This window comes from Corynebacterium lujinxingii (genome assembly GCF_014490555.1).
Lineage (GTDB): Bacteria > Actinomycetota > Actinomycetes > Mycobacteriales > Mycobacteriaceae > Corynebacterium > Corynebacterium lujinxingii.
The window spans coordinates 1,834,747-1,858,283 of the sequence record NZ_CP061032.1 but is presented as its reverse complement, the minus strand read 5'-3'; the positions used below and the strand labels follow the sequence as shown (position 1 = coordinate 1,858,283).

At 65.9% G+C, this 23,537-nt stretch carries 24 protein-coding genes and 2 tRNA genes; 12 read left to right on the top strand and 14 right to left on the bottom strand.

The window, feature by feature from the left end; translation table 11 throughout:
- Nucleotides 1–40 precede the first annotated feature (40 nt).
- From IAU68_RS09195 to IAU68_RS09165, 8 genes are all read right to left on the bottom strand, one after another.
- Nucleotides 41–116, bottom strand: a tRNA-His gene (locus IAU68_RS09195).
- A gap of 48 nt (nt 117–164) precedes the next feature.
- Complete coding sequence (gene orn, locus IAU68_RS09190) at nt 165–794, bottom strand: oligoribonuclease (RefSeq protein ID WP_171192991.1); 630 nt, start codon at nt 792–794, stop codon at nt 165–167.
- Nucleotides 795–1,601 carry a mycolate reductase gene (cmrA, locus tag IAU68_RS09185; RefSeq protein WP_171192990.1) on the bottom strand — a complete coding sequence of 269 codons (807 nt, stop codon included), beginning with the start codon at nt 1,599–1,601 and terminating at the stop codon, nt 795–797. It lies immediately after the preceding gene.
- A gap of 10 nt (nt 1,602–1,611) precedes the next feature.
- Nucleotides 1,612–1,932 (bottom strand): transcriptional regulator, encoded by a 321-nt coding sequence (locus tag IAU68_RS09180; protein ID WP_171192989.1) that lies wholly within the window; start codon nt 1,930–1,932, stop codon nt 1,612–1,614.
- Nucleotides 1,929–2,354 carry a hypothetical protein gene (locus IAU68_RS09175; protein ID WP_171192988.1) on the bottom strand — a complete coding sequence of 142 codons (426 nt, stop codon included), beginning with the start codon at nt 2,352–2,354 and terminating at the stop codon, nt 1,929–1,931. The genes IAU68_RS09180 and IAU68_RS09175 overlap by 4 nt, the downstream gene beginning before the upstream one ends.
- Nucleotides 2,355–2,553: 199 nt before the next feature.
- Nucleotides 2,554–3,936 carry an MFS transporter gene (locus IAU68_RS09170; protein WP_171192987.1) on the bottom strand — a complete coding sequence of 461 codons (1,383 nt, stop codon included), beginning with the start codon at nt 3,934–3,936 and terminating at the stop codon, nt 2,554–2,556.
- Nucleotides 3,937–4,212: 276 nt separating this feature from the next.
- Nucleotides 4,213–4,338 (bottom strand): hypothetical protein, encoded by a 126-nt coding sequence (locus tag IAU68_RS11555; protein ID WP_268908677.1) that lies wholly within the window; start codon nt 4,336–4,338, stop codon nt 4,213–4,215.
- Nucleotides 4,339–4,437: 99 nt separating this feature from the next.
- Nucleotides 4,438–4,511: transfer RNA gene (locus IAU68_RS09165), tRNA-Arg, on the bottom strand.
- Nucleotides 4,512–4,565: 54 nt separating this feature from the next.
- On the opposite strand from IAU68_RS09165, the gene IAU68_RS09160 reads away from it, so the two are divergent.
- The 5 genes from IAU68_RS09160 to IAU68_RS09140 all read left to right on the top strand — a co-directional run bounded on the left by IAU68_RS09160 (nt 4,566) and on the right by IAU68_RS09140 (nt 10,029).
- A complete protein-coding gene (locus IAU68_RS09160) occupies nt 4,566–6,551 on the top strand; it encodes a cytochrome c oxidase assembly protein (RefSeq protein ID WP_171192986.1) in 1,986 nt (661 codons plus the stop codon).
- Between the two features lie 146 nt (nt 6,552–6,697).
- On the top strand, nt 6,698–7,240 hold the full coding sequence (locus IAU68_RS09155) for a single-stranded DNA-binding protein (protein WP_171192985.1): 543 nt from the start codon (nt 6,698–6,700) through the stop codon (nt 7,238–7,240).
- 77 nt (nt 7,241–7,317) lie between these two features.
- Nucleotides 7,318–8,988, top strand: coding sequence for an energy-dependent translational throttle protein EttA (gene ettA / locus IAU68_RS09150; protein ID WP_171192984.1), 1,671 nt, complete (start codon nt 7,318–7,320; stop codon nt 8,986–8,988).
- Nucleotides 8,989–8,997: 9 nt separating this feature from the next.
- Complete coding sequence (locus IAU68_RS09145; RefSeq protein WP_171192983.1) at nt 8,998–9,402, top strand: acyl-CoA thioesterase; 405 nt, start codon at nt 8,998–9,000, stop codon at nt 9,400–9,402.
- Nucleotides 9,403–10,029, top strand: coding sequence for a hypothetical protein (locus IAU68_RS09140; protein WP_171192982.1), 627 nt, complete (start codon nt 9,403–9,405; stop codon nt 10,027–10,029).
- Here the strand turns inward: IAU68_RS09140 and IAU68_RS09135 are convergent, their stop codons facing one another.
- Together IAU68_RS09135 and IAU68_RS09130 are read right to left on the bottom strand one after the other, a co-directional pair.
- A complete protein-coding gene (locus tag IAU68_RS09135) occupies nt 10,030–10,443 on the bottom strand; it encodes a globin (protein WP_171192981.1) in 414 nt (137 codons plus the stop codon).
- Nucleotides 10,433–11,383 (bottom strand): mechanosensitive ion channel family protein, encoded by a 951-nt coding sequence (locus IAU68_RS09130; RefSeq protein WP_171193024.1) that lies wholly within the window; start codon nt 11,381–11,383, stop codon nt 10,433–10,435. The genes IAU68_RS09135 and IAU68_RS09130 overlap by 11 nt, the downstream gene beginning before the upstream one ends.
- Before the next feature lie 69 nt (nt 11,384–11,452).
- Between IAU68_RS09130 and IAU68_RS09125 the strand changes: the two genes are divergently transcribed.
- Nucleotides 11,453–12,601: a cystathionine gamma-synthase gene (locus tag IAU68_RS09125; RefSeq protein ID WP_171192980.1), complete on the top strand. Its 1,149-nt coding sequence runs from the start codon at nt 11,453–11,455 to the stop codon at nt 12,599–12,601.
- Here the strand turns inward: IAU68_RS09125 and pepN are convergent.
- On the bottom strand, nt 12,598–14,997 hold the full coding sequence (gene pepN / locus IAU68_RS09120) for an aminopeptidase N (protein ID WP_171192979.1): 2,400 nt from the start codon (nt 14,995–14,997) through the stop codon (nt 12,598–12,600). The genes IAU68_RS09125 and pepN overlap by 4 nt on opposite strands.
- A 33-nt stretch (nt 14,998–15,030) precedes the next feature.
- Here pepN and IAU68_RS09115 point away from each other — a divergent pair, with 33 nt between their 5' ends.
- The gene (locus tag IAU68_RS09115) at nt 15,031–15,648 is read left to right on the top strand and encodes a mycothiol-dependent nitroreductase Rv2466c family protein (protein ID WP_171192978.1); all 618 of its coding nucleotides are present in this window, start codon (nt 15,031–15,033) and stop codon (nt 15,646–15,648) included.
- 5 nt (nt 15,649–15,653) lie between these two features.
- Entirely contained in the window at nt 15,654–16,118 is a 465-nt protein-coding gene (locus tag IAU68_RS09110; RefSeq protein ID WP_171192977.1) for a ribose-5-phosphate isomerase, read from the top strand.
- A 12-nt stretch (nt 16,119–16,130) separates the two neighbouring features.
- On the opposite strand, the gene IAU68_RS09105 is transcribed toward IAU68_RS09110, so the two are convergent.
- Genes IAU68_RS09105 through IAU68_RS09095 form a run of 3 tightly spaced genes read right to left on the bottom strand, consistent with a single transcriptional unit; the run spans nt 16,131 to nt 18,906 of the window.
- Entirely contained in the window at nt 16,131–17,237 is a 1,107-nt protein-coding gene (locus tag IAU68_RS09105; protein ID WP_171192976.1) for a glycosyltransferase family 2 protein, read from the bottom strand.
- Nucleotides 17,213–18,073 carry a glycosyltransferase family protein gene (locus tag IAU68_RS09100; protein ID WP_171192975.1) on the bottom strand — a complete coding sequence of 287 codons (861 nt, stop codon included), beginning with the start codon at nt 18,071–18,073 and terminating at the stop codon, nt 17,213–17,215. Before IAU68_RS09100 ends, IAU68_RS09105 begins: the two co-directional genes overlap by 25 nt.
- Nucleotides 18,070–18,906, bottom strand: a complete 837-nt coding sequence (locus IAU68_RS09095) for a WcbI family polysaccharide biosynthesis putative acetyltransferase (RefSeq protein WP_171192974.1) — start codon at nt 18,904–18,906, stop codon at nt 18,070–18,072. Before IAU68_RS09095 ends, IAU68_RS09100 begins: the two co-directional genes overlap by 4 nt.
- 36 nt (nt 18,907–18,942) lie before the next feature.
- Here IAU68_RS09095 and IAU68_RS09090 point away from each other — a divergent pair, with 36 nt between their 5' ends.
- From IAU68_RS09090 to IAU68_RS09075, 4 genes are read left to right on the top strand one after another with little or no spacing between them, the layout of a single operon-like run.
- A complete protein-coding gene (locus IAU68_RS09090) occupies nt 18,943–19,872 on the top strand; it encodes a glycosyltransferase (protein WP_171192973.1) in 930 nt (309 codons plus the stop codon).
- Complete coding sequence (locus IAU68_RS09085; RefSeq protein ID WP_231699014.1) at nt 19,869–20,984, top strand: glycosyltransferase family 4 protein; 1,116 nt, start codon at nt 19,869–19,871, stop codon at nt 20,982–20,984. Before IAU68_RS09090 ends, IAU68_RS09085 begins: the two co-directional genes overlap by 4 nt.
- Nucleotides 20,981–22,753, top strand: a complete 1,773-nt coding sequence (locus IAU68_RS09080; protein ID WP_171192971.1) for a glycosyltransferase — start codon at nt 20,981–20,983, stop codon at nt 22,751–22,753. Before IAU68_RS09085 ends, IAU68_RS09080 begins: the two co-directional genes overlap by 4 nt.
- Nucleotides 22,725–23,519, top strand: a complete 795-nt coding sequence (locus IAU68_RS09075; RefSeq protein WP_171192969.1) for an N-formylglutamate amidohydrolase — start codon at nt 22,725–22,727, stop codon at nt 23,517–23,519. Before IAU68_RS09080 ends, IAU68_RS09075 begins: the two co-directional genes overlap by 29 nt.
- Nucleotides 23,520–23,537 lie beyond the last annotated feature (18 nt).

The window sequence follows — 23,537 nt, the reverse complement described above, 5'->3', positions numbered from 1 at the left end:
TAGCCCCTGACCTCATTTCTCGAGGTCAGCGGCTATTCTTTGGGGTGGCTGACGGGACTCGAACCCGCGACACCCAGGATCACAACCTGGTGCTCTACCAGCTGAACTACAGCCACCATCGCTGTTTTTTGCAGCGGGATACACCTTAGCCGTTCACCGGAAGTTTACAAAAACCGCTGGTAGGTCTCGGTCGCGCCGGCCGCAGCCTTCGCGGCCGCATCGGAATCCGGGCCGGGGGAGTCCACGAACACGGCGCGGCGGTAGTAGTCCAACTCGCGGATCGATTCCACGATGTCCGCCAGCGCCCTGTGTGCCATGCCCTTCTCCGGCTGCTTGAAGTATGCGCGCGGGAACCAGCGTCGCGACAGCTCCTTGACGGTGGACACGTCGATCATGCGGTAGTGCAGGGCGTCGTCGAGACGCGGCATGTGCGCCCGGATAAACGCCCGGTCCGTGGCGATCGAGTTGCCCGCCAGCGGCGCCGGGTGCGCAGGATCGCAGTGCTTATCGACGAGCGCCAGCACCGCATCCTCAGCCTCTCGGATACTGACCGTGGACGCCTTGATATCGTCCAACAAGCCGTTTTCGGAGTGCATCTGGGTGACAAAGTCGTCCATGCGCTGCAGGTCGTCGTCGGTGGCGTGGACGACCAGGTCCACGCCGTCGTCGATAATGTTGAGCTCCGCGTCGGTGACCAGCGCCGCAACCTCGACGATGACGTGGCGGGCCGGATCCAGACCCGTCATCTCAAGATCAACCCAGACAATGCGGTTGTCCTTGGCTGCGATTTCCATCTATTCCTCTCCCATCTTGGCGTAGAACTTGCCCATGATCGGCGGGAGCAACCCGCGCGGGGCGTATGTCGACACAACATCCATGGCCTTGCTCAGCGGGCCCGGCACCACGCGACGCCGGTTCTTGCGCATCGCTTTGAGCGTGTCGGCGGCGCAGGACTCGTAGGTGGTCCACAGAAAATCGGGCACTACCTTGTCCACAATCGACTGCTCCTCCTCCGGAATGTGCGCCTCGCGCACCGGGCCGGGGGCGAGCAGCGTGACGTTTACGCCGGAACCTTTAAGTTCGTAGTGCAGCGCCTCCGTGAACTGGTTGACGCCCGCCTTGGTGAACACGTAGGTGGCGTTGTTCGGAATCGGCAGGTTGCCGGCCGCGGAACCGACGTTGCACAGCGCGCCCTCGCCGCGCGGCACCATCTGATCCAGCACCGCCTTGGTGATGCGGAACACCGCCGTGGCGTTGAGATTGAACTGGTTTGTCTCGTAGTCCCAGTCCTGCTGCATAAACGGGCCGAACGAGGCGATGCCGGCCGAGTTGACGCAAATGTCGATCCGGCGCTTTCGGATGTGGTCGAGCAGCGCCGTCACGTCACGTTCCTTCGACAGATCCGCCGCGAAGACTTCGACGTTGACGCCGTGGGCGGAGGCGAGGTCGTCGGCAAGCGAGGTCAGCACCTCCTCGCGACGCGCCACGACAATGAGGTTGTGGCCGCCTTTCGCCAAGTCGCGCGCGATGGCCTCGCCGATGCCTTGGCTCGCGCCGGTGATCAGCGCGAACGATTGGGTGGAAGGTCCTGGAAAACTCATGCGTCCGAATCTACCCGTCCGCGATCTCGCGCAGCGCCGCCGTGTGGCGCTCGAACGCCTCCGCGCCCGTCGCCGTCAGCGTGACCCACACGGTGTCCTTCGCCCGGGATGAGCCGTACTCGCGAAAGCGCGTGACGTAACCGTGCTCCTCGAGCCGGTCCAACTGCTTCGACAACGCTGAATCTGACAGGTCTATTTGGTCCCGCAGCGAGCTGAAGCGCATCTCGTGCCGGGACGTTTGCTTCTCGACGGCACCGCCGTGGTACAACGCCGCACAGATCTTCAGCCGCGCCAGGGGGTGAATAACAGGGTCGATTTTAGGGGCGCTCATCGGTTCCTGCTTTCGTGGATCATGACGGCCGTGAATATGACCGCCGTGATTACGCCGGCGATGGTCCCGCCGACCACACTGCCCTCGGGGACCAACCAGGTCAGCGGAAAGACGAGCATTGGAGCAAGTGCGGAGGCCCAGTTCGGCTTCGGGTCTTCCTGTAGCGGCTGCTTCATGCTCGGGCGCACGTTACGGTTGTTGTCCCAGATGGCGAGCGCGATGCAGGCGACGACGATGAGCAGGAACAACACCCACCAGTACTTCCAGCCGATGATCGTGCCGGCGATCGTGACGCCGAAACTGGTGCCGAGGATGGCGTAGGCCCACGTCGGTGTGGGAGGCTTGCGGGCGCTTTGCTCGATCCCGTCCACCTGCTCGAGGGCGGCGCGTGCCTCTTCCTTTGAGATGTTGTTGTTTTCCATATGTGCAAGTGTGTCACTTGCTGGTGTGGAAAGCAAGGGGTTGGGGTGGCTGGGTGCGTGGTCGCCTGGGTGTGCGTGCGAGTTTGCGCGTTTCCTGCCTGTGCCGGCGGGCCAAATGGCGCATCCTGCATGGCGCATTTGGCGCGAAAGAGGCGAAATGTGCCATGCAGGATGCGCCATCCAGTGCCAGCGGGAGGTTCTAAACCTCGTGCATCTCCAAGTTCTTCGTCTCAGGGGCGGACAGGATCGCCACCAGCGAGATCACCGTGACCACCACGAGGTAGTAGCCCACAGCCTTCGGGCCGTAGTTGGTTTGCAGCGCCGTTGCGATGAACGGGGCGATCGCCGCACCCAGAATCGACGAGACGTTGTATGAAATGCCCGAGCCGGTGTAGCGCACATTCGACGGGAACAGCTCCGGCAAGATCGCGGACATCGGGCCGAAGATGAACCCGGTGAGCACCATGCCCAGGAACAAAAAGACGCCCAGCGAGAACATAGTGAACGTCTCCGGATTGAGCAGCCACTTGAAGCACAGGCCGTAAATGATGATCGCCACCGAGGTCAGCCCCAGCGTCGGGCGGCGGCCGTAGGTGTCTGCCAGGCGCGCGGAGATCGGGATGCCCACCATGAACCCGAAGATGCACACCAGCTGCAGCTTCAGGAAGGTCGGGTACTCGATGCCCAGGCCAACACCCTCCTCCGCGGAGCCGATGCCGTAGGAGAGGAACCACGTGGTCACGATGTAGAACAGCGTGTAGCAGCCGACCATGATGAACGTGCCCTGGATCAGCGGCTTCCAGGCGGTCTTGAACACCTCCGCCATCGGGGAAGCGGCCTTCTGGTCGTTCTGCTCCACCTGCTGGAACACTGGTGTCTCTTCAATCTGCAGGCGTACCCACAGACCGATGCCGACCATCACGATGGACAGCAGGAACGGCACGCGCCAGCCCCAGGCCATGAACGCGCCCTCGAAGTCGCCGGAGGTGTGGCCGAGCACGCTGACCAGGATGAGGAACAGGCCGTTAGCCAGCAGGAAGCCGAACGGTGCACCGAGTTGCGGCCACATGCCGGCCCAGGCGCGGCGGCCCTTCGCGGCGGTCTCGGTGGACAAAAGGGCTGCGCCGGACCACTCGCCGCCCAGGCCGAGACCCTGGCAGAAGCGCATCAACGCGAGCAGTGCCGGCGCCCAGATGCCGGCCTGCGCGTAGGTGGGCAGCAGGCCGATGATGAACGTGGTGATGCCCATGGTCAACAGCGCGCCAACCAGCGTGGCCTTGCGGCCGACCTTGTCGCCGAAGTGCCCGAACAGCACCGAACCGAGCGGGCGTGCGATGAACGCCAGGCCGAACGTTGCAAACGACGACAGCAGCGCGACCGTGCTCGACTCCGACCTAGGGAAGAAGAGGAACGGGAAGACCGCCACGGCTGCGGTGGCGTACGCGTAGAAGTCGTAAAACTCGATGGTCGTGCCGATCGTGGATGCGAGCCTGACGCGGGCGCGCTCCTCCGCTGTGGTCTCCCGGATGGCGGCTGGGGTTGGTGCCGCCGGTGTCGGGTGATGTTCGACGCTTGCTGTCATCGCTATTCCTTCCGTTCCGCCGTATGGAATTTATGTATCGCAGAATGGAAGGAATGTATCACATTGTGGGAATGGTGTTCCAAAAACGGGGAGCAGTCTGGAGTCGCGCCGGTGCGGGCGGGCCAAATGGCGCATCCTGCATGGCGCATTTGGCGCGAAAGGGGCGAAATGTGCCATCCACAATGCGCCATCCAGCGCCAGCCCCAGCAAACACCCCACAAGCACGAAAAAGGCGGCCGGCAACACCGCCAGCCGCCACAACCAAGGGGGGACTACCTAGTCCGCGCCGTCTGCCTCGAAGTCGTTGTCTTCGCCGGTTTCCTGCACGGAAGCGTCGGCATCCGGGTCGGACAGGTTGTCGATGCTGTCGACGTCTACGGGGGAGTTCTTCTCGTCAGCCATGTGTTGGCCTCCTTTGCGTCAAGGTGTGGGACTTCGTCAACTGTAGCGACGCACACGCAACAACAACCCCAAAACCGCCCTGACCAGGCAAAAAAGAAGCGCCCCCGGCAGGATTCGAACCCGCGACCAGCCGGGTAGAAACCGGATGCTCTAATCCACTGAGCTACGGAGGCAATGCGAACAATTGTAGTTATGGCCCAGGCAGGGGCGAAAGTAGGGTATGCAGCATGACTGAGACTGCCCGCAAACGCACTGTCGCCCCCGCCTGGCCGTTGTATCTCGCAGCATTCGTGGTCGCCGCGGTGGTGGCGGGCGCGGTGGCGCAGTCGTTTACCGGCGGTTCGCTCGCGGCGCTCGGCATCCCGGACCCGGGTATCGCCACGACGTTTGGCCTGCCGGCGCTTCGTGGGGTGGCGTGGCTGCTCATGGCGCTGGCCACGGGGTCGTTCCTGCTCGGGGCGTTTCTCATCCCGCCGAAGCAGACCCAGGACGACCTCAACGGCGCCCTCCTCACCGTCGACGGGCACATCGCTACCCGTACCGGCGCGCACGCCAGCGCAGGCCTCGCGCTCATCGGCCTGGTCATGATCCCGCTCGTGCTTTCAGACGTCTCCGGTCAGCCCCTGCGCACCGTGTTCTTCGAGGCCGCCGCCTGGTCGCAGGCGCTCGAGCAGGTCGCGGACGCGCAAGTGTGGCTGCTCGTCGCTATCTTCGCGGCCGTCGTCGCAGTCGGTGCCTACACCGCGACGAGTTGGTGGTCGCAGGTGGCGCTGCTGATCGGCTCGATCGTGGTCATCATGCCCATCGCGCTGACGGGTCACTCGGCCACCGGCGGCGCGCACGACTACGGCACCAACTCGCTGATCTGGCACCTGGTGGCCATGCTGCTCTGGGTCGGCGGCCTGATGGCGCTTACGGCGCATGCTTTACGACGAGGCCCTCACCTCACCCAAGCCACCCACCGCTACTCCCGCATCGCTTTGTTTTCCGTGATCGCGATGGCGGCTTCCGGCGTGGTCAACGCGCTGATCCGCGTGCGCCTGGAGGATTTAACGCAGTACAACTACGGTATCGTGCTCATCGTGAAAACGGTCGGCATCGTGGTGCTCGGCGTGATCGGGTATGTGCACCGCGCTCGCACGATTCCGGTGTTGGAGGGGGAGCCGACGGCGTTTCGTCGATTAGCGATGGGCGAGGTGCTCATCATGGCAGGTATTTCAGGCCTTGCGGTCACGCTCGGACGCACCCCGCCCCCGCCGCCGCTGGACCCGAATCTGACGCGCATGCAGGTGCAGATGGGCTACAACCTGTCCGAGCCGCTGACCTGGACCAACTGGGTCACCATGTGGCGCCCCGAACTGCTGTTTAGCGTCATCGCGATCCTGCTCGCGGTGTACTACCTGCACCTCACGCGTCGGGTGGACGGGTGGAAGGCGTCGCGGACGGCGTGGTGGTTGCTGGGGTGTGCAACGGTCGTGGTCACCTTGAGTTCGGGGTTAGGCATGCACATGCCGGCGTCGTACTCGGTGCACATGACGGTGCACATGATCCTGTCCATGGGCGTGCCGGTGTTTCTGGTGCTCGGCGCGCCGCTGACGCTGATTAGCCACGCGTACCCGGCCGGCGAGTTCAACCCGCGGATGTGGGCGGAGAGTTTCCAGCGCTCGAAATTCCTGCGCGTGGTCACGTTCCCGCCGGTGTCCGCCATCCAGTTTTTGGTGTTCTTCTACGCCATGTACATCTTCATCCCGCTCTACGAGCTGATGATCTCCGAGCACGCCGGCCACGTGATCATGAACGCCGTATTTATGGTCTCCGGCTACTTCTACTTCTGGGAACTCATCGGGCCGGACCACATCGAGGGCCGCGTGACCGCGAAGACGCGCCTGGCGTGGCTGTGGGTGTCCATGCCGTTCCACCTGTTCATGGGCGTCTACCTCATGCAACTTGGCGTGGTCATGGGGGAGGACTTCTACAACTCGCTTGAACTGCCGTGGGATCCGGACCTGCTCAAGGTGCAAAAGGAAGGCGGCGGCATCGCGTGGGCGTCGGGGTCCTTCCCGCTCGTCATCGTCTTCGGGGAACTGTTTCGCCAGTGGCTTCGCGACGACCGCGCCGAGACCGCCGAAGTCGACCGCCACGCCGAAGAGACCGACGACGAGGAATGGCGCCGGTACAACGAGATGTTGGCCCAATTTCAGAACCGCTCTTAGCAGGCGATTGTGGATAACAGGACAAAAGGCACCCGAAAGTTATCCACAGAAACCGTCCACCCCTTTACCGGGTTTTGAAACCGTGCGACGCTTTTGGTGTGCCAACCGGCACGCACACATCCGCAAATGGAAAGGGGGGCTCTTCCATGAGCCACAACAACATCACCATCATTGGCAACCTCACCGAGGACCCGAAAATCGTCGCGTTTGAAAGTGGGAGTGCGGTAACGAAGCTGCGCATTGCGTCGTCGAGAAGCAAGCGCGTCACCGACGACAAGGGCAAGGAAGTCTGGGAGGACTACGACTCGCTGTTCATCGACGTCGAATGCTGGGGGCAGCTGGCGGTCAACTGCGGCGCGTCGCTGAAGAAGGGCTTCCCGGTCATCGTGGAGGGCTCGCTGGTCAACGAGTTCTGGCAGGAAGGTGAGGGTGACAACGCGGTGACGCGTTCGAAGGTCCTGCTCAAGGCGCGCAACGTGGCCTTCGACATGAACCGCTTCCAGTTGAACTCCGCGCGCACGACCAATTCCGGCAACAGCCTCGACGGCCACGAGGCGGTGCCGGTGATGGATCTGGACGCGGTGCTGAAGCGACTCGGCGCCGAAGTCCAGCGCGCGCCGAGCTTCGACGACGCCGACGAGCCCATCGCAAGCGCCGAGGATCTCGAGCCCGCGGGGGCGCCGTTCTAAGGGGCAGCCGACTCAGCCGCGTGATGTACCCTAAGTGCGGTATTTAACGTCCACACTCACCAAAAAAGGGGAATTACGTGGCTGAGTTCATCTACACGATGAAAAACGTCCGCCGGGCCATCGGTGACAAGGTCATTTTGGACAACGTCACCATGGCCTTCTACCCGGGCGCCAAGATCGGTGTCGTGGGCCCGAACGGCGCCGGCAAGTCGTCGCTTTTAAAGATCATGGCCGGCATCGACCAGCCGAACAACGGCGAGGCCTTCCTCCAGCCGGGTGCTTCCGTTGGCATCCTGCTGCAGGAGCCGCCGCTGAACGAGGAAAAGACCGTCCGCGGCAACGTGGAGGAGGGATTAGGCGACCTCTTTGAAAAGAAGGAGCGCTTCGAGGCCATCGCCGAGGAGATGGCGACGAACTACTCCGACGAACTGATGGAGGAGATGGGCAAACTCCAAGAGGAGCTGGACGCCGCCGACGCGTGGGAGATCGACTCCAAGATCGAGCAGGCCATGGAGGCGCTGCGCTGCCCGCCGTCCGACTCGCCGGTGACCAACCTGTCGGGTGGTGAGCGTCGTCGAGTAGCGCTGGCGAAGCTCCTTTTGAGTGAGCCGGACCTTTTGCTTCTCGACGAGCCCACGAACCACCTCGACGCCGAGTCCGTGCTGTGGCTGGAGAAGCACCTCCAGACCTACCCGGGTGCTGTGCTCGCGATTACGCACGACCGCTACTTCCTGGACAACGTCGCCGAGTGGATCTGTGAGGTGGACCGCGGCAAGCTCTACCCGTACGAGGGCAACTACTCCACCTACCTGGAGAAGAAGGCCGAGCGTCTCGAGGTCGCCGGCAAGAAGGACCAGAAGCTGCAGAAGCGCCTGAAGAAGGAGCTCGACTGGGTCCGCTCCTCGCCGAAGGCCCGCCAGGCGAAGAACAAGGCGCGTCTCGAGCGCTACGAGGAGATGGCTGCCGAGGCGGAGCAGTACCGCAAGCTCGACTTCGAGGAGATCCAGATCCCGACCCCGCCGCGCCTGGGCAACAAGGTCGTTGAGGTGCAGAACCTGGACAAGGGCTTCGACGGGCGCGTGCTTATCGACGACCTGTCGTTCACCCTGCCCCGCAACGGCATCGTCGGCGTGATCGGCCCGAACGGCGTGGGCAAGTCGACGCTGTTTAAGACCATCGTCGGCCTCGAAGAGGCAGATTCCGGTTCCGTAGAGGTCGGCGAGACCGTCCAGATCTCCTACGTCGACCAGAACCGCGAGAACATCGACCCGGAGCAGACGGTGTGGGAGGTCGTCTCCGACGGCCTGGACTACATCCACGTCGGCCAGAACGAGATGCCGTCGCGCGCGTACCTGTCCGCTTTCGGCTTCAAGGGCCCGGACCAGCAGAAGCCGTCGAAGGTACTCTCCGGCGGCGAGCGCAACCGCCTCAACCTGGCGCTGACGCTCAAGCAGGGCGGCAACCTGATCCTGCTTGACGAGCCGACCAACGACCTCGACGTCGAAACGCTGGGCTCGCTGGAAAACGCGCTGCAGCAGTTCCCGGGGTGCGCCGTGGTGATCTCTCACGACCGCTGGTTCCTCGACCGCACCTGCACCCACATCCTCGCGTGGGAGGGCAACATCGAAGAGGGCAAGTGGTTCTGGTTCGAGGGCAACTTCGGCGACTACGAGAAGAACAAGATCGAGCGCCTCGGCGAGGAGACGGCGAAGCCGTCCCGCGTCACCCACCGCAAGCTCACCCGATAGGAGCACCTCATGGCTGAAATTCACGTGCACACCATCCCGGTGCGGTGGGGCGACTTCGACCGCTACGGGCACATCACTAATTCGGCGTACATCGAGTTGGCGCAGGAGGCCCGCTTGGCGTTTGCGGAGAAGTTCTTCTTCTCCCAGGGCCACGAGTTCGTCGTGTTCGTGCGCCGGCTCGAGGTGGATTACCTGCGCCCGATCCTGCCGAACACCACGCAGGTCACCGTGGAGACCCAGGTGTCCAACGTGGGCAGCACGTCGTTTACCACGCGTCAGGAGATCAAGGACGGCCAGGGCAACACCTGCTGCGTGGTCGACTGCGTGCAGGTCACCGTGGACACCGCGACGACCTCGCCGCGCGAGATCACGAAGAAGGAGATCGGCATCCTTTCCCAGGCGGCGGAGTCCTAGTTGATCACCCTCGACGTTGCTACCGGCGCGCGCGGCCTGGCCACGTTGCTCGGCCGCGCTGTCGGCCTGGACGAGCAGGCCTGCGCGCGCATTCAGGAGGTCGGCGACGGCGCGCTCGACGTGTTCGTGACCACGCCGTTCGACGTCATCGCTTCACGACGAATCACCGGCACCGTCTCCCGCAACAACGCCACCGTCGGCGCGCGCGACCTGCTCGAGGCGCTGCAGTCCGGCGCGCGTGAGATCGGCCCGGCGCGCGACGCGTCGTGGCCGGGTGCGCTGCCGCCGGCGAGCGGGTTCGTCGCTCGGGAACAGGTGCCCGTTGGCGTGGCGCGCAGGCTTGCCGACGAGGGCCGCAACCTGGCCCGCCAATTCTCCGGGCCGGCCGGCCCGCCGAAGTCGCTGCTCGACGGCACCGTGCTCACCGCCGACGCCGACAGCGCCGACCCGGTGGAGATCCCGATGCGGATGATCTTCGCCTGCACCGCACTCGGGCTGATCCCGGGGTTCGAGGCCCCGGCGGAGATCCCGCGGCACATGCGCGTGGCCACCTGCGGGCGCTGGACCCGCCTGGACGCGCCGTTCGGCTCCGTCTATCGCAACACCGGGCTGGGCCTGCTGTTTTAGTTAGTAGGCCCGCGGGCCCTGGTTGATCATCATGTAGGCGACCCGCTGCATGTGGTTCCACATCTGGGCGCGGTAGGGCTCGGGCAGTTCGTCGTCGTCAAACTGCTCCATCGATTTGCCCATCAGTTCCAACCAGCGGTCCGCTTCCTCCTCGCCGATGGCGAAGGGGAGGTGGCGCTTGCGCAGCATCGGGTTGCCGCGTTGCTCTTGGTACTCGCGGGGGCCGCCCCAGTACTGCACCAAAAACCAGCGCAGGCGGTCCTCTGCGCCTGAAAGATCGTCTTCCGGGTACATCGGGCCGATCAAGTCGTCGTCTTTGATTTGGGCGTAGAAGCCGTGGACGAGGCGGTGGAAGAACTCGTCGCCGCCGACGGCGTCGTAAAGCGTGTGCTCTTGCTTCGGACTAATTTCCATTGTTCTCCTTCAATTCCACGAGGACGGAATCCATTGCGGTAAGCACGACATCCTCGGAGTGCAGATCCTTCAGGATACGGTGGTTCAAGTAGCGTGCCACCGTCCACTGCTGGCCCGGCATCGTCTTCACCGCGAGTCGGAACGACACGTAGGTCGGGTTGAACTCGCTTGCGCCGAGCATTTCCGGCTCGCCCATGACCAGGTCGCGGATGGGTTCGTCGTGAATAGCGCGCTTCGCGGTCGCCTCGATGGTGGCGGAGACCTTGTCCGGATCCGCCATGACGGACACCGGGATTTGCAGGCGCGCGGTGGAAAAGCGGGCAGAGTGGTTGCCCACCTGGTCGATGTCGCCGTTGCGGATGTACCACAGGGCGCCGTCGATGTCGCGAAGCGTGGTGATGCGCAGCGTCATCTCCTCGACGTCGCCCACCACGTCGCCGACCTGGATCGTGTCGCCGACGCCGAACTGGTTCTCAATCAGGATAAACATGCCGGAGAAGAAGTCCTTCACCAGCGACTGCGCGCCGAAGCCGATGGCCACGCCGACAACACCGGCAGAGGCGATCAGCGGCGCGACGTTCACCCCCAACTGGTCCAGGATCGCGAGCACCGCCCACGCCCAAATCACAATGGCGGCGACGGAGCGGCCGACGTTGGAGAGCGTCGTCAAGCGTTGCTCGCGGCGCAGCTGCTGGGCACGGACCTGCTGCTCGCTGCGGCCCTCGACGGTGATGAGCGCCTGCGAGCGCTCGATGCCGTGGTGCGTGGTGCGGCGGATGATTTTGTTCGCCAGCCAGTTGAGCACCATCGCAACGATGAGGATGAGCAGGATCTTGATCGGCCGCTCGATGAGCATCTCGTGCGTTTCAGGGTTGTTCCACCACGCGGAGATGCCGGTTACGGCCTCGTCGACTTTTTGGGAGGCATCTTGAGTTTCCATCACGCGTCGAGTGTACGCGGTGCATATAAATGTCCGAAGAGTGGACAGCTTGGTCTAGTGTCTTTGCGTATGACTGCCAACGGATTCACCACTGACGCCATTCACGCAGGATACGAGCCGGACAGCCTGTACGGGCCGATCAATACGCCCATCTACGCTTCGACCACCTTCGCCCAGGACGGGCTGGCCGAGCTGCGCGGCGGCTACGAGTACACCCGCGTGGGCAACCCGACCGTGACCGCGCTGGAAAAGGCGGTGGCGACGCTCGAGGGCGCCGATTTCGCCGTGGCGTACGCCTCCGGCATGGCGGCCGTGGACGTGGTGTTGCGGGTGCTGCTCAAACCCGGCGACCACATCGTGGTGTCCAACGACGCCTACGGCGGCACGTACCGCCTGATCCAGCAGGTGTTCAGCCTGTGGGGCGTGGAAAACACGGTGGTGGACATGACCAAGCCGGAGGAAGTCGCCGCTGCGGTGCAGGACAACACGAAGGTGATCTGGGCGGAGACGCCGACGAACCCGATGCTGGACATCGTCGATATCGAAGCGCTCGCCGCCGTGAAACAGCACGCCACGCTGGTGGTGGACAACACCTTCGCGTCCCCGTACCTGCAAAAGCCGTTCGAGTTGGGCGCGGACGTGGTGCTGCACTCGACGACGAAGTACATCGGCGGCCACTCCGACGTCGTCGGCGGCGTGGTGTGCGGCATCGAGGGCAAGGTGGCGGACTTCCACGAGCAACTGCGCTTCTTCTTCGGCTGGGTCGGCGCGAACCCGTCGCCGTTCGACACCTACCTCACCGGCCGCGGCCTGAAAACGCTCGCCGTGCGCATGGACCGCCACTGCGACAACGCCGAGGCCGTGGCGACATACCTCGACGCCCAGCCGCAGGTCGCCCGCGTGTGCTACCCGGGGCTGGAATCGCACCCGGGACACGAGGTGGCGAAAAAGCAGATGACCCGCTTCGGCGGCATGGTCTCCGTGCTGTTCCAGACCACCGAGCAGGCCAAGCAGTTCTGCAAGTCGACGAAGCTGTTCTGCCTGGCCGAGTCGCTCGGCGGCGTGGAGAGCCTCATCGAGCACCCCGCCACCATGACCCACGTCTCCGTGGCCGGCTCGGCCCTCGAGGTGCCCGGCGAGCTCGTGCGCATCTCCGTGGGCATCGAGGACGAGGCCGACCTGATCGCCGACCTCGAGCAGGCCCTCAAGCAGCTCTAGTTCGCCGCTGCGTCCACCTCGCGGTTGCGCACGGCGCGCGCCGCGCGGTCCTGCCCCTCGGCGATGACGCGCTTCAGACCGGCCGGCGCATCGCCGTTTAGCAGCGCGTTCGCCTTATCGACGGCACCCGCCGTCACATCCCACCGCGGGTACATCCCCTCGAGCGTGCGCTGCGCCATCTCGTTGGTCAGCCGGTCCCACAGCGCGGGCGCCGCACGGAAGTACTCGTCGGTGAGCCCCTCCAGGCCGGCGTCGGTAAACGTCAGCCCGTCCATGAGGTAGCGCGCCTCGAGGTTGGTCAGATCCTCGTTGACCAGGGTGTCCCACGCCCATCGCTTATCGACGACCGCACGCGCCCGCAACCGAGAAATCGCCCCCTCCGAGGTGTCGTCCTGCTCTTCGTCCGCGGCTTCCAGCGGCAGTGCGCCCGCGGCGATGAGGTTGGTGATCGCCAGCCAGCGAATCTCCTGGTTGTCGGAAGTTTCCAGCAGGTCCTTGAAGTAGGCGACCGTTTCCTCGGTGGGGGTCAGGCGTGCCAGGGCGCGGTCGAAGATGGCTTTCGGCTCGGCGCCGCGGAGGGCGTCGTTAAGCAAATCCATGCCCTCGCCCTGCCAAGCCGGGTCAACGTACTGGCGAACCGCCTGGGTGGCCTGGGCGAGCAGACGCTCCTGCACGCTCGGGTGGGTCTCGTGGCTCGCTTCGCTCGCCACGAGACGGACAAACTCGCGCGCCGGGAGTCGGCCGTCGCGGGTTGCCTCCCACAGGCTCGACCACACCAGGGTGCGGGCGAGGGTGTCTTCAATCTTGCCGATGTTTTCGGTCGCGAAGCGCTGCTGGTGCTCGTCCAGCACCATGATGCAGTAGGTCAGATCGTCGTCGTTGACCAGCGCCAAGTCGTGCTCGATGCCGGAAAGTTCCGGGATCTCGGTGCGTTCGCCGTCGATGTCGGTTTCAACCTGTCGGATGCGGGTAACCGCGTCGTCGACAAGCTTGTACAGCCCCACGCGCACACGGTGGGGGCGGGGATCCTCCTGGACCACTGCGAAGGTGTCGCCGATTTCCGGGCGCAGCGTGGAGACGCCGGTGGTGCGCAGCCACTTTTCCGCCCAGGTGGACAGGTCGCGGCCCGAGGCGTCCTCGAGCGCGCCGAGCAGGTCCGCGAACGTGGCGTTGGAGTAGGCGTGGTTGTCGAAGTGCTTGCGCACACCGGCGAAGAATTCCTCGTAGCCCACGTACGCCTGCAGCTGCTTGAGCACGCTCGCGCCCTTGGCGTAGGTGATGCCGTCGAAGTTCTGCTCCGCCGTTTCGATGTCCGGGGCGTCGGCGGCGATCGGGTGGGTGGTCGGCAGCTGGTCCTGGGAGTACGCCCACGCCTTCTCCACGGACGCGAAGGTGGTCCACGCGTCGGCGTACTCGCCGATCGCCGTCTGCGCGGTGGCCGCGGACCAGGTGGCAAACGACTCGTTGAGCCACAGGTCGTCCCACCACTGCATGGTCACCAGGTCGCCGAACCACATGTGCGCCATCTCGTGCAGGATCGTGTCGTTGCGGCGCTCCAGGCGGTACGGGGTCGGCTCGGAGGTGAACACGTACTCGTCGCGGTACGTCACACACCCGACGTGCTCCATCGCGCCCATGTTGTACTCCGGGCAGAACACCTGGTCGTACTTGTCGCCGAACGGGTAGGTGCGCCCGAAGTTGGCGTGGTAGAAGTCGAAGCCCTCCTTAGTCTGGCGGAACAGGCGCTCCGAATCCATGTGGGGGATCAGGCTGGCGCGCGCGTAGAGGCCGAGCTCGATCGTGCGGCCGTCGCCGGCGTCGTAGGTGTCGGAGACGCGCTCGAATTCGCCGGCGCAAATGGCGATGAGGTAGGTGGACAAGGGGTAGTCGATCGTGGTCGCCCACGTCGCGGTGCCGTCGCCGTTGTCCTCGCGTTCGGTGGCCTCGTTGAGGATCACGGTGTAGCGCTCCGGCGCGGTGACGCTGATTGTGTACGTGGCCTTCAGATCCGGCTGGTCGAAGCAGGCGAAGACCTTCATCGCCATCGCCGGCTCGAACTGGGTGTACAGGTAATCCTTGCCGTCTACCGGGTCGGTGAACTTGTGCAGGCCTTCGCCGGTGCGGTTGTACGGCTCGGTGGAGGTGACGTGGAGTTCGTAGGCGCCGTCGTCGGCAAGCGAGAGCTCCCGGCCCTCAAGCGGCTGACCGTTGAGGAACGCCTGGAACTCCTGAGCGACGAGATCGAAATGTGTCTGCCCCGCCTTCGAGTCGAAGTGGATCGTCGAGGTCGTGGTGAACGTGTCCTCGCCGGTGATGTCGACGTGGACGTCGTAGCGGACATTGGAAATGAGCTGCGCGCGGGTTTGCGCGTCGTCACGAGTCAGATTTGTCTTCATCTGCCCCAACCTACACGCGCTATGGTGGGCGCTATGACGCAACAAGTGACATTCTGGTTCGACGTTTCCTGCCCGTTCGCATGGCAGACCTCCCGCTGGATGAAGGAGGTGGAAAAGGTCCGCGACATCGACATCGACTGGGTGCCAATGTCGCTCGCAGTGCTTAACGACGGTCGCGACATCCCCGAAGACTACGCCGCCATGATGGAAGCCAACTGGGGACCTGCGCGCGTGTTCGCCAAGGTCAAGGAGGAGGCTCCGGAAAAGGTCGACGCGCTGTACACCGCGATGGGCACCATCGTGCACGCCGGCGGCGAAGGCGGCAAGAAAGGCTACGGCGCCTACGACGACGTGATCAAGCGCGGTCTGGAAGAGGTCGACCTGCCGGAGCACTTCGCCGAGGTGGCCAACACCAACGATGTCGACGACCTGTTGCGCGGCTTCCATGCCAAGGCGATCGAGGCGGTCGGCGACGACGTGGGCACGCCTGTGGTTGCGTTGAACGGCACCGCGTTCTTCGGCCCCGTGATCACGCGTGTGCCGGAAGGCGAAGAAGCCGGCAAGCTTTTCGACCACGCCGTGGGCCTGGCGGAGTTCCCGTACTTCTTCGAACTCAAGCGCACCCGCACCGAGATGCCCCAGGTAGGCTAACCGCCATGCGTATTTACCTTGGAGCAGACCACGCCGGATTCGAGCGGAAAAACCAGATCAAGGCCCACCTCGAGGCCCAGGGCCACGAGGTGACCGACTGCGGCGCGCACGAGTACGACGCGCAGGATGACTACCCGGCGTTTTGCATCGCTGCGGCCGAGGCCGTGGTGAATGATCCGGGCTCGCTCGGCATCGTGCTCGGCGGCTCCGGCAACGGCGAGCAGATCGCCGCGAACAAGGTTAAAGGTGCGCGCTGCGCCCTCGCGTGGTCGGAGGAGACCGCGAAGCTCGCCCGCGAGCACAACAACGCCCAACTCATCGGCATCGGTGGGCGCATGCACACCGAGGAAGAGGCGCTCGCGATCGTCGACGCGTTTATCGCCCAGCCGTGGAGTGAGGAGGAGCGCCACCAGCGCCGCATCGACATCCTCGCCGAGTACGAGCGCACCGGGGTTGCGCCGCAGCCGTAACGCAGCCGAGCATTACCAGCCCGCGAAGTAGCGCTCCAGCTGCAGCGGGCCCTCCACAGGGGTCAGCCCGATCGCCTCGGGGTGGGCGGAGACGGGCTCCAACCCCAGCGCCGCCGCGCGCGCGGTGCGCAGCGTCGTCCCGTCCGGGCACAGCACCGACTCCGCGGCGAGCAGCAGCGACATGTCCTGCGGCGCCCAACCGGCGCCGACGGCCACGTTCACGCGGGCGTCGACGTCGGTGGTGCCGACGCGGGGGTCGTCGTCGAAAAGCGGCGGCACTTCTGACACCCGCACATACGCGCCGACCTTCAGCCACTCCGCGATGACGAACTCGCGCACGCCCGCCCCCTCCAACTCCGGGACCTCGACCTGGATGTCGAACGTGCCAAAGACCACCCCGTCCGGCCGCGCCAGCGGGTGGGTGACGCGCCGGGCGAGCGCGAGCGATTCGGCGTTTTTGACCTCGGTGGCGGTTTCGGGGTTGTCGTAACGCTTGCCGAAGTCCTCCTCCGGGTGGTGCGCGACGGCGTTCGGCTCGTGGATGAATGTCGCCCCGGCGTTCCACGCGCGGAAGCCGAACTCCCAGTCCTCGCCGCCGTAGCCGACCATCGAACCGTCGAACCCGCCGATGGCCTGGAAGAATTCGCGCGAGCACGTCAGCACCGCGGAGATGATAAAGCGCCACGAGGCGTGGTCGGCATCGCGCAGGTTGTCCGTCGCCTCCCATGCGTCTTGCAGCCACTGCGGCTCCGTGCCTTCCGCGCCGGTGCACCGCTTGCCGATGACCACCGCCCGCGAATCACCGACCACATGCGGCACCACTGCGGACAGGTAGCCGGGCTCGGGCACGGTGTCGGCGTCGAGAAACGCGAGGACCTCGCCGGTTGCCGCCTGCGCGCCGAGGTTGCGCGCGGCGGCGGCGCGGAAGCCTTTGTCCGCTTGGCGCACGACGCGCACGCCGTCGATGGCGGGAGGGGTGTCGGAGCCGTCGTCGGCGACCACGATCTCCACCGCGCCCGCGTAATCCTGCGCCCGCACCGCCCGGACAACGCGCTCAAGCGATTCCGCGTCGTTGTAGTACGGGATGACCACGCTTACGTGAGGCCAGCTAAACGCCATGTTTCCTCCCACAGTTGCGCAACCTCCGCCCAGCCGTAGCGCGGCGGGTCGAGTTGCTCGGGCACATGCTTATCGACGACCCCACGCCAATCCCCATCAACCAACGTGATCCGCCCCGGCAGCCACTGGTCGATCTCGCGCGCGTAGTCAGAGTCGCGCACCAGCACCGTCCGGCCCGCGCCGAGCCACGTCATCAGTGACCCAGAGGCGGAGAAGTGCCGGTGCGGGCACACCGGTACGGCGATGCGGCCCATTTCTTGGGCGAGTTGGTCGTCGCTAAGCCAGCCCGTTATTTCGGCATCGAGGCCCGCGGCCCAGTCCTCGTGGCCGGCGGAGACGGCGCCGAGGAAGCGCAGGCGACGGTCGGGCAGTGCCTCGATGAGGTCCTCGTGGCCCTTGCCGGGGTAGATGAAGCCGAGCACGCCGACGGTGCCCGGCTCAGGGTTGAAGGGGGAGTCGATGACGGGGATCGGCAGGCGGATCACGGTGGTTTCGGTGTTGAAGAACGACGCCTCGTGGTTGGAGTTGACCACGACGACGTCGGCGGCGTGGGCGAGCTGGTTGTACACCTTGGCGCGGCGCGCGTATCGAGCCTCACCCTCCTCCGGCTGGGGGATATCGTGCAAACTCACCGACAACGGGCCAGTTACCCGCGCCAGCAGGCGCTCAGCGGTGTCGTCGAAGAGGTGGTCGGTGAACGTGACGTGGACGGGGCCGTCTAGCGGGGTGTCGCCGAAGGTATCCTCGCGGATCACCTCGGCGTCCGTGGCGTTTGCGAGCCCCAGCGCGTACTCGGTCACGCCGTGGCCTTCGGGGCCGACGATGAGATGTTTCATAGCGCCAACCCTAGATTCGCGATCCGCTCTGCGTGGCGCTCCAGCCCGTGCCGCACCAGCGCGGGGCGCTCGCGGTAGAACTCCAGCTGGGCTGCGCGGATCTCGTCGGCGTCGATGACCCCGGCGGCCCGGTCGTGCCACACGTCGCGGCCCTCGACCGACACCCCCAGCGCCGCGGCCGCGTCCGGGTCCACCGGCGCGTCCAGGCCGCCGAGCATCTCGTAGTCCGGCGCCACCGGCTGACCGTCCAACCCCAGCGCGTCGAGCACCCGCTGCGCCATAAAGGTCAGCGTCGCGTTGTCCGGGTGGTTCACCGTGTGCCACACCGGGTTCGTCTCCAGGTAGTCGGACACGGTCACAGCCCCGTGCGCCTGTTCGCGGATGCGGATGTGTTCGATGGACATGGCTGCGGCTCGTCGATAAGCATCGCTCGAGGGCGCAGGCGTCGAGTCGTATCCTGCGGCGGCGACGAGTGTGCGCAGATCGTGGTAGGGCACGACCGGCGGGTTCAGCGACGGGTCGTCGGGGTCGCGGATGATGGCCTGGTATGGCATGAGGCCGTCGAAGCGTAGGACGGGGACGGTGACGTGGCGGGCGTCGTCGTCAAGCAATGCGCGCAGTTCACGCGTGCCCACCGGGAGGCCGCGGTAGCCGTCGCGGATGGGCTGGGTGACCAGAACGTCCGCGCGGCGCACAAGGTCCAGAAACCAGCCCATGTCGACGGCCTCCAACTCGTGGACCGGTTTGATGCGCTCGCCGGTGAAATGACCGGTGGACATGAGCAGTTTGCGCGTCGATTCCGCCTGGCAGTTGCCCACAACAACACACAGCATGCCCTCACACTATGCGAAAACGTTTATATTAGGGGAATGCGCGTTCTCTCCATCCCGGCCGAGCACCCGTACACGCAGGCCATCCGCCCCGCGTGCGCGGAATACCTGCCGGATCCGGACATCGACGGCAATTGGTGGCCGCACCCCGCGCTCGAAGCGTCGTACTGGGCGGTGCCGCGCGATGTGGACCTGGTGCATATCCACTTCGGATTCGAGCACCGCACCCCGGACGAGATCGCCGACCTTGTGCGCGCGCTGCCGGTGCCGTACGTGCTCACCGTCCACGACCTGGACAACCCGCACCTCACCGACCAGCGCCCGCACCACGAACGCTTGCAATTGCTTATCGACGACGCCAGCGCCCTCATCACCCTCACCGACCAAGCCGCAGACAGACTGCGCCGCGACTTCGGCGCAGGCGAGGTGCACGTGCTGCCGCACCCGCGCATCACGGACACTCACGCCAAGGCCGCGTCGAACGGGCGCGCCGCGGTGTTTTTGAAGTCCCTGCGCGCGAACGTGGTCGCCGACCCAGCGTTTTACGCCGCGATCGCAGCCGAGGTGCCGCTGGACGTTTACGTGCACGAGGGCGTGGACTTCAGCCCCGTCGACGGCGCGCACATGATCGTGCACGCGCCGATGAGCGACGCGGAGCTGCACGCCGCCGTGAGCCGCGCGGGCGCCTGCGTTCTGCCCTACACTCGGGGCACACACTCCGGGTGGCTGGAGATGTGCCGCGACCATGGCGTGCCCGTCGTCGTGCCGGACATCGGCTGCTACGCCGACCAGGCCGACACCCCCGAGGCTGTCGCGGTGTACCGCGCAGGCGACGGGCGGGATGCGGGACGGGCGGCGGCTGGGGTCGTCGTCAAGCAACGCGTGCCCTACGCGGGGGACCGGGCCGCGCAGCTGGAACAGGTGCGCCGCGCACACGAGGAGATCTACAACAAGGCGGTGGGTGCGTGACCGTAGCCGCGCAACCACGGGTGCGTTCGCCGCGCACCGACAAACTCCGCATCGCGCTCGTCGGCCCCGCGCGCTACCCCGTGCGCGAACCCTACGCCGGCGGGCTCGAGGCGTTTTGCCACACGCTGGTCGCAGCGCTTCGCGACCTCGGCCACGACGTCGACTTCTACGCCGCCGAAGGCTCCGACGGCAACGTCAAGGACTTTGAACTGCCGGGCGTCGACTGGGGCGCGCACGCCGACGAAGCGACCGACACCACCTACCCCGAAGGCGGCCGCGAACGCGAAGACGCCGCGTTTGTCGAGCTGCGCCGCCTGCTCGTCGCGCGCGGCTACGACGTGGTGCACAACAACAGCCTCAACCCGCTGATCTTCCCGTCGGCCGCCTCGCCCGAGCGCCTGCCGATGCTGACCACGCTGCACACCCCGCTTGTCGACGACATCCAAACCGCCATCTCCCAATCCGGCCTCCGCGCCGGACGCTTCGCCGCGGTAAGCCGCACCACCGCCCGCGACTGGCGCCTGCCGTCGGAGCCCGTGATCATCCCGAACGGGGTCAACGTCAACCTGTGGCGGCCCGGCCCCGGCGGCGACGCCGCGGTGTGGTTCGGCCGGCTCGTGCCGGAAAAGGGCGCGCACCTCGCCATCGACGCGTGCCGCAAGGCCGGGCTGCCGCTCGTGCTCGCCGGCCGCAACGGCGACCATCACTACTTCCGCGACGAAATCGAACCCCGCCTCGGCGACGGCGTCGAATGGGTCGGCGAACTGCCCCACGCGGAGCTTCGCAAACTCGTCGCAGGCTGCTGCGTCGCCATCGCAAGCCCCCGCTGGGAGGAACCCTTCGGCCTCGTCGCATTCGAGGCGATGGCGTGCGGCACCCCCGTCGCCGCGTTCCGGCGCGGCGGGATGGGCGAATTTCTTTGCGACGCCCCCGCGTGCCTCGCCCCCGCCGACGACGTCAACGCGCTTGCCGACGCCATCACCCGCGCGCGGGGCTTGGATAGGGAAGTGGTGCGGCGGTGGGTCGTCGATAAGCACTCGCTTTCGCAGACCGCGAAACGCTACACGGACGTCTACCGCCAGGTCGCGTCGTTTGGAAAGGTGGGAAAATGATCGGGATCTACGCCCACCACCACGGCTCCGGACACCTGCACCGCTGCCGCGAGATCCAGCGCGAACTGCGCGCCATGGGTCACGATGCCGAAATCCTTTCCACCGCCGACGGCGACGTCCCGCTTCCCGACGACGCCGGCTGGCCCCCGCGGGAACTACGCTCCGCGCGCGCCATGACCGCCGGCGGCACGCTGCACTACGCCCCCTACGGCGTGCCCGCCCTGCAGGAACGCTTCGCCGCAATCGCCGCGTGGATCGCGCAGCACCGCCCGCGCGCGTTCTACGTCGACGTGTCCAACGAGGTCGCCGCGTTCGTGCGGCTCATGGGCATCCCCGTGATCGTGCACGCCATGCCCGGCTACCGCGGCGACGCCCCACACCAACTCGCCTACACCCAGGCCGAGGCGATCATCGCCGCGTGGCCCGACTGGGTCGAGGTGCCGCAGCACCTGCGCGCGCACGCCGACCGGTTGCACGCCGTCGGCGGGATCTCCCGGCTGCGCCCCCGCGCGGGGGTGTCGCGCGACCCGCACCACGTCGTCGTCATGGCGGGCAAGGGCGGCTCCACCTGGGAGCCTGAGGACTGGGCCGCCGTCGAGCGCGCGCTGCCGGAGTACCGCTTCACATTCTTAGGCGGCGACAATCATGTCGACGACCCCACCGAACTGCTGCAATCCGCCGGCATCGCCGTCACCGCCGGCGGGCAGAATTCCGTTGCCGACCTCGCAGCGACGGACACCCCGGCGATCGTGCTGCCGCAGCCGCGCCCCTTCACCGAGCAGAAACTCGGCGCCCGCGCCCTCGACGGCCTCGCGACGGTGCGCAACACGTTCCCGCGTATCGACGAATGGCGCGACCTCCTCCAACGCCGCTCCACCAACTGGACGCGCTGGCAAACCGACGGCGCCGCGCGCCGGGCCGCCGAGGTCATCGCCCGCGTCGCCGACAACCCCGGCCAGCTCGCCACCTGCGTGATCACGCTTGCCGACGCCAACCGCGCCGACCACCTCACCCACCAAGTCAACCTCATGCCGATGGGCGTCGACCACGTCACCGTCGCACTTGACGACGCCGACGTGCTGGCCAAAGCGGTACCGAAAAGCCACGTCGTCGACGGCCCGCGCAACCTCGCCGCCGCGCGCAACCTCGGCGCCCGCACCGCCATCGCGCGCGGGGCGGACGTGCTCATCTTCCTCGACGCCGACTGCCTCGCGTCCGACGACCTCGTCCCGCGCTACCTCGCCGCGCTCAAGCAACGCCCCGACGCTGTCGCCGCTGGGCCTGTGACTTACATGAAGCAGGGCGAGCTACGCGTGACCGACCCGGACCCGCACCCCGCGCGGCCCAACCCCGCGCCCGGCGAGCTTGTCGACGCCGACAACTACAACCTCTTCTGGTCCCTGTCCTTCGCACTGACCGCCGACACCTGGGCCCGCATCGAAGGCGACTTCGGCGGCTTCGACCCCACCTTCGAAGGCTACGGCGGCGAGGACACCGACTTCGCGCGTGAACTTCAGCGCCACCGAATCCCACTCGTGTGGGTCGGCGGGGCGCACGCGTACCACCAGTGGCACCCGGTGTCGTCGCCGCCGTACGAGCACGCCGCAGACATCGTTGTTAATGCGAACCGCTTCTACGACAAATGGGGCGAGTTTCCCATGGAAGGGTGGTTGGACGCGTTTGAGGGGGAGGGGGTCGTCGCCAAGCAAAGTGCGCCTGAGCGCTATATCCTGCGAAACCATGAACTTCACCATCCACGAGGGAAGTAACGACTGCCCCGTCATCGTCCACGTGCCGCACGCTTCGCGCGTAATCCCCGCGGAGGTCGCGGCGGATTTCATCGCGACGGACGAGCAGATTGCCGAGGAGCTCGACCGCGTCACCGACGACCACACCGACACGCTTGCCGCCGCGGCGGCGGAGCAGTCGGGGGTGGCGCCGTGGATGATCGTGAACAACCTCTCGCGCCTGGTCGCCGATCCGGGGCGGTTTTCCAACGAGCGCGAATCGATGGATTCCACTGGTCGCGGCGCGATTTTCAAGAAACTCGCCGACGGCAACCCGCTGCGCCCCCTCGACATGGACGTCGCCGACCTGAAGGCCGAGTACTACTTCCCGTATGCCGACGCGGTGTCCAAACTCGTCGCCGGGCGGATCCAGGACTGCGGCTGCGCGGTGATCGTCGATGTCCACTCGTACAACAACCAGCCCGACGAGTACCGCATCCACCCGGGCAAACTCTTGCCGGACATCTGCATCGGCACGCACTCCGTGCACACGCCCGCGATTCTTGCCGACGAAGCTGACCGCGCCTTCACCGCCGCCGGCTTCAACGTCGAGCGCAACACTCCGTTCGCCGGCGCGTATGTGCCCGTCGATTACGCGAAGAACACTTCCGTGCTGGCCGTCATGTTTGAAGTGCGCAAAGATTTGCTTATCGACGACACCACCCGCCCCCGCGTCGAATCCGCCCTGGCAGAAGTGATGCGTAAGGCCGTCGAGATCTCGCGTACCGACGCCGCCCGCCCGCTCTAAACGCAGGCACGCCGAATA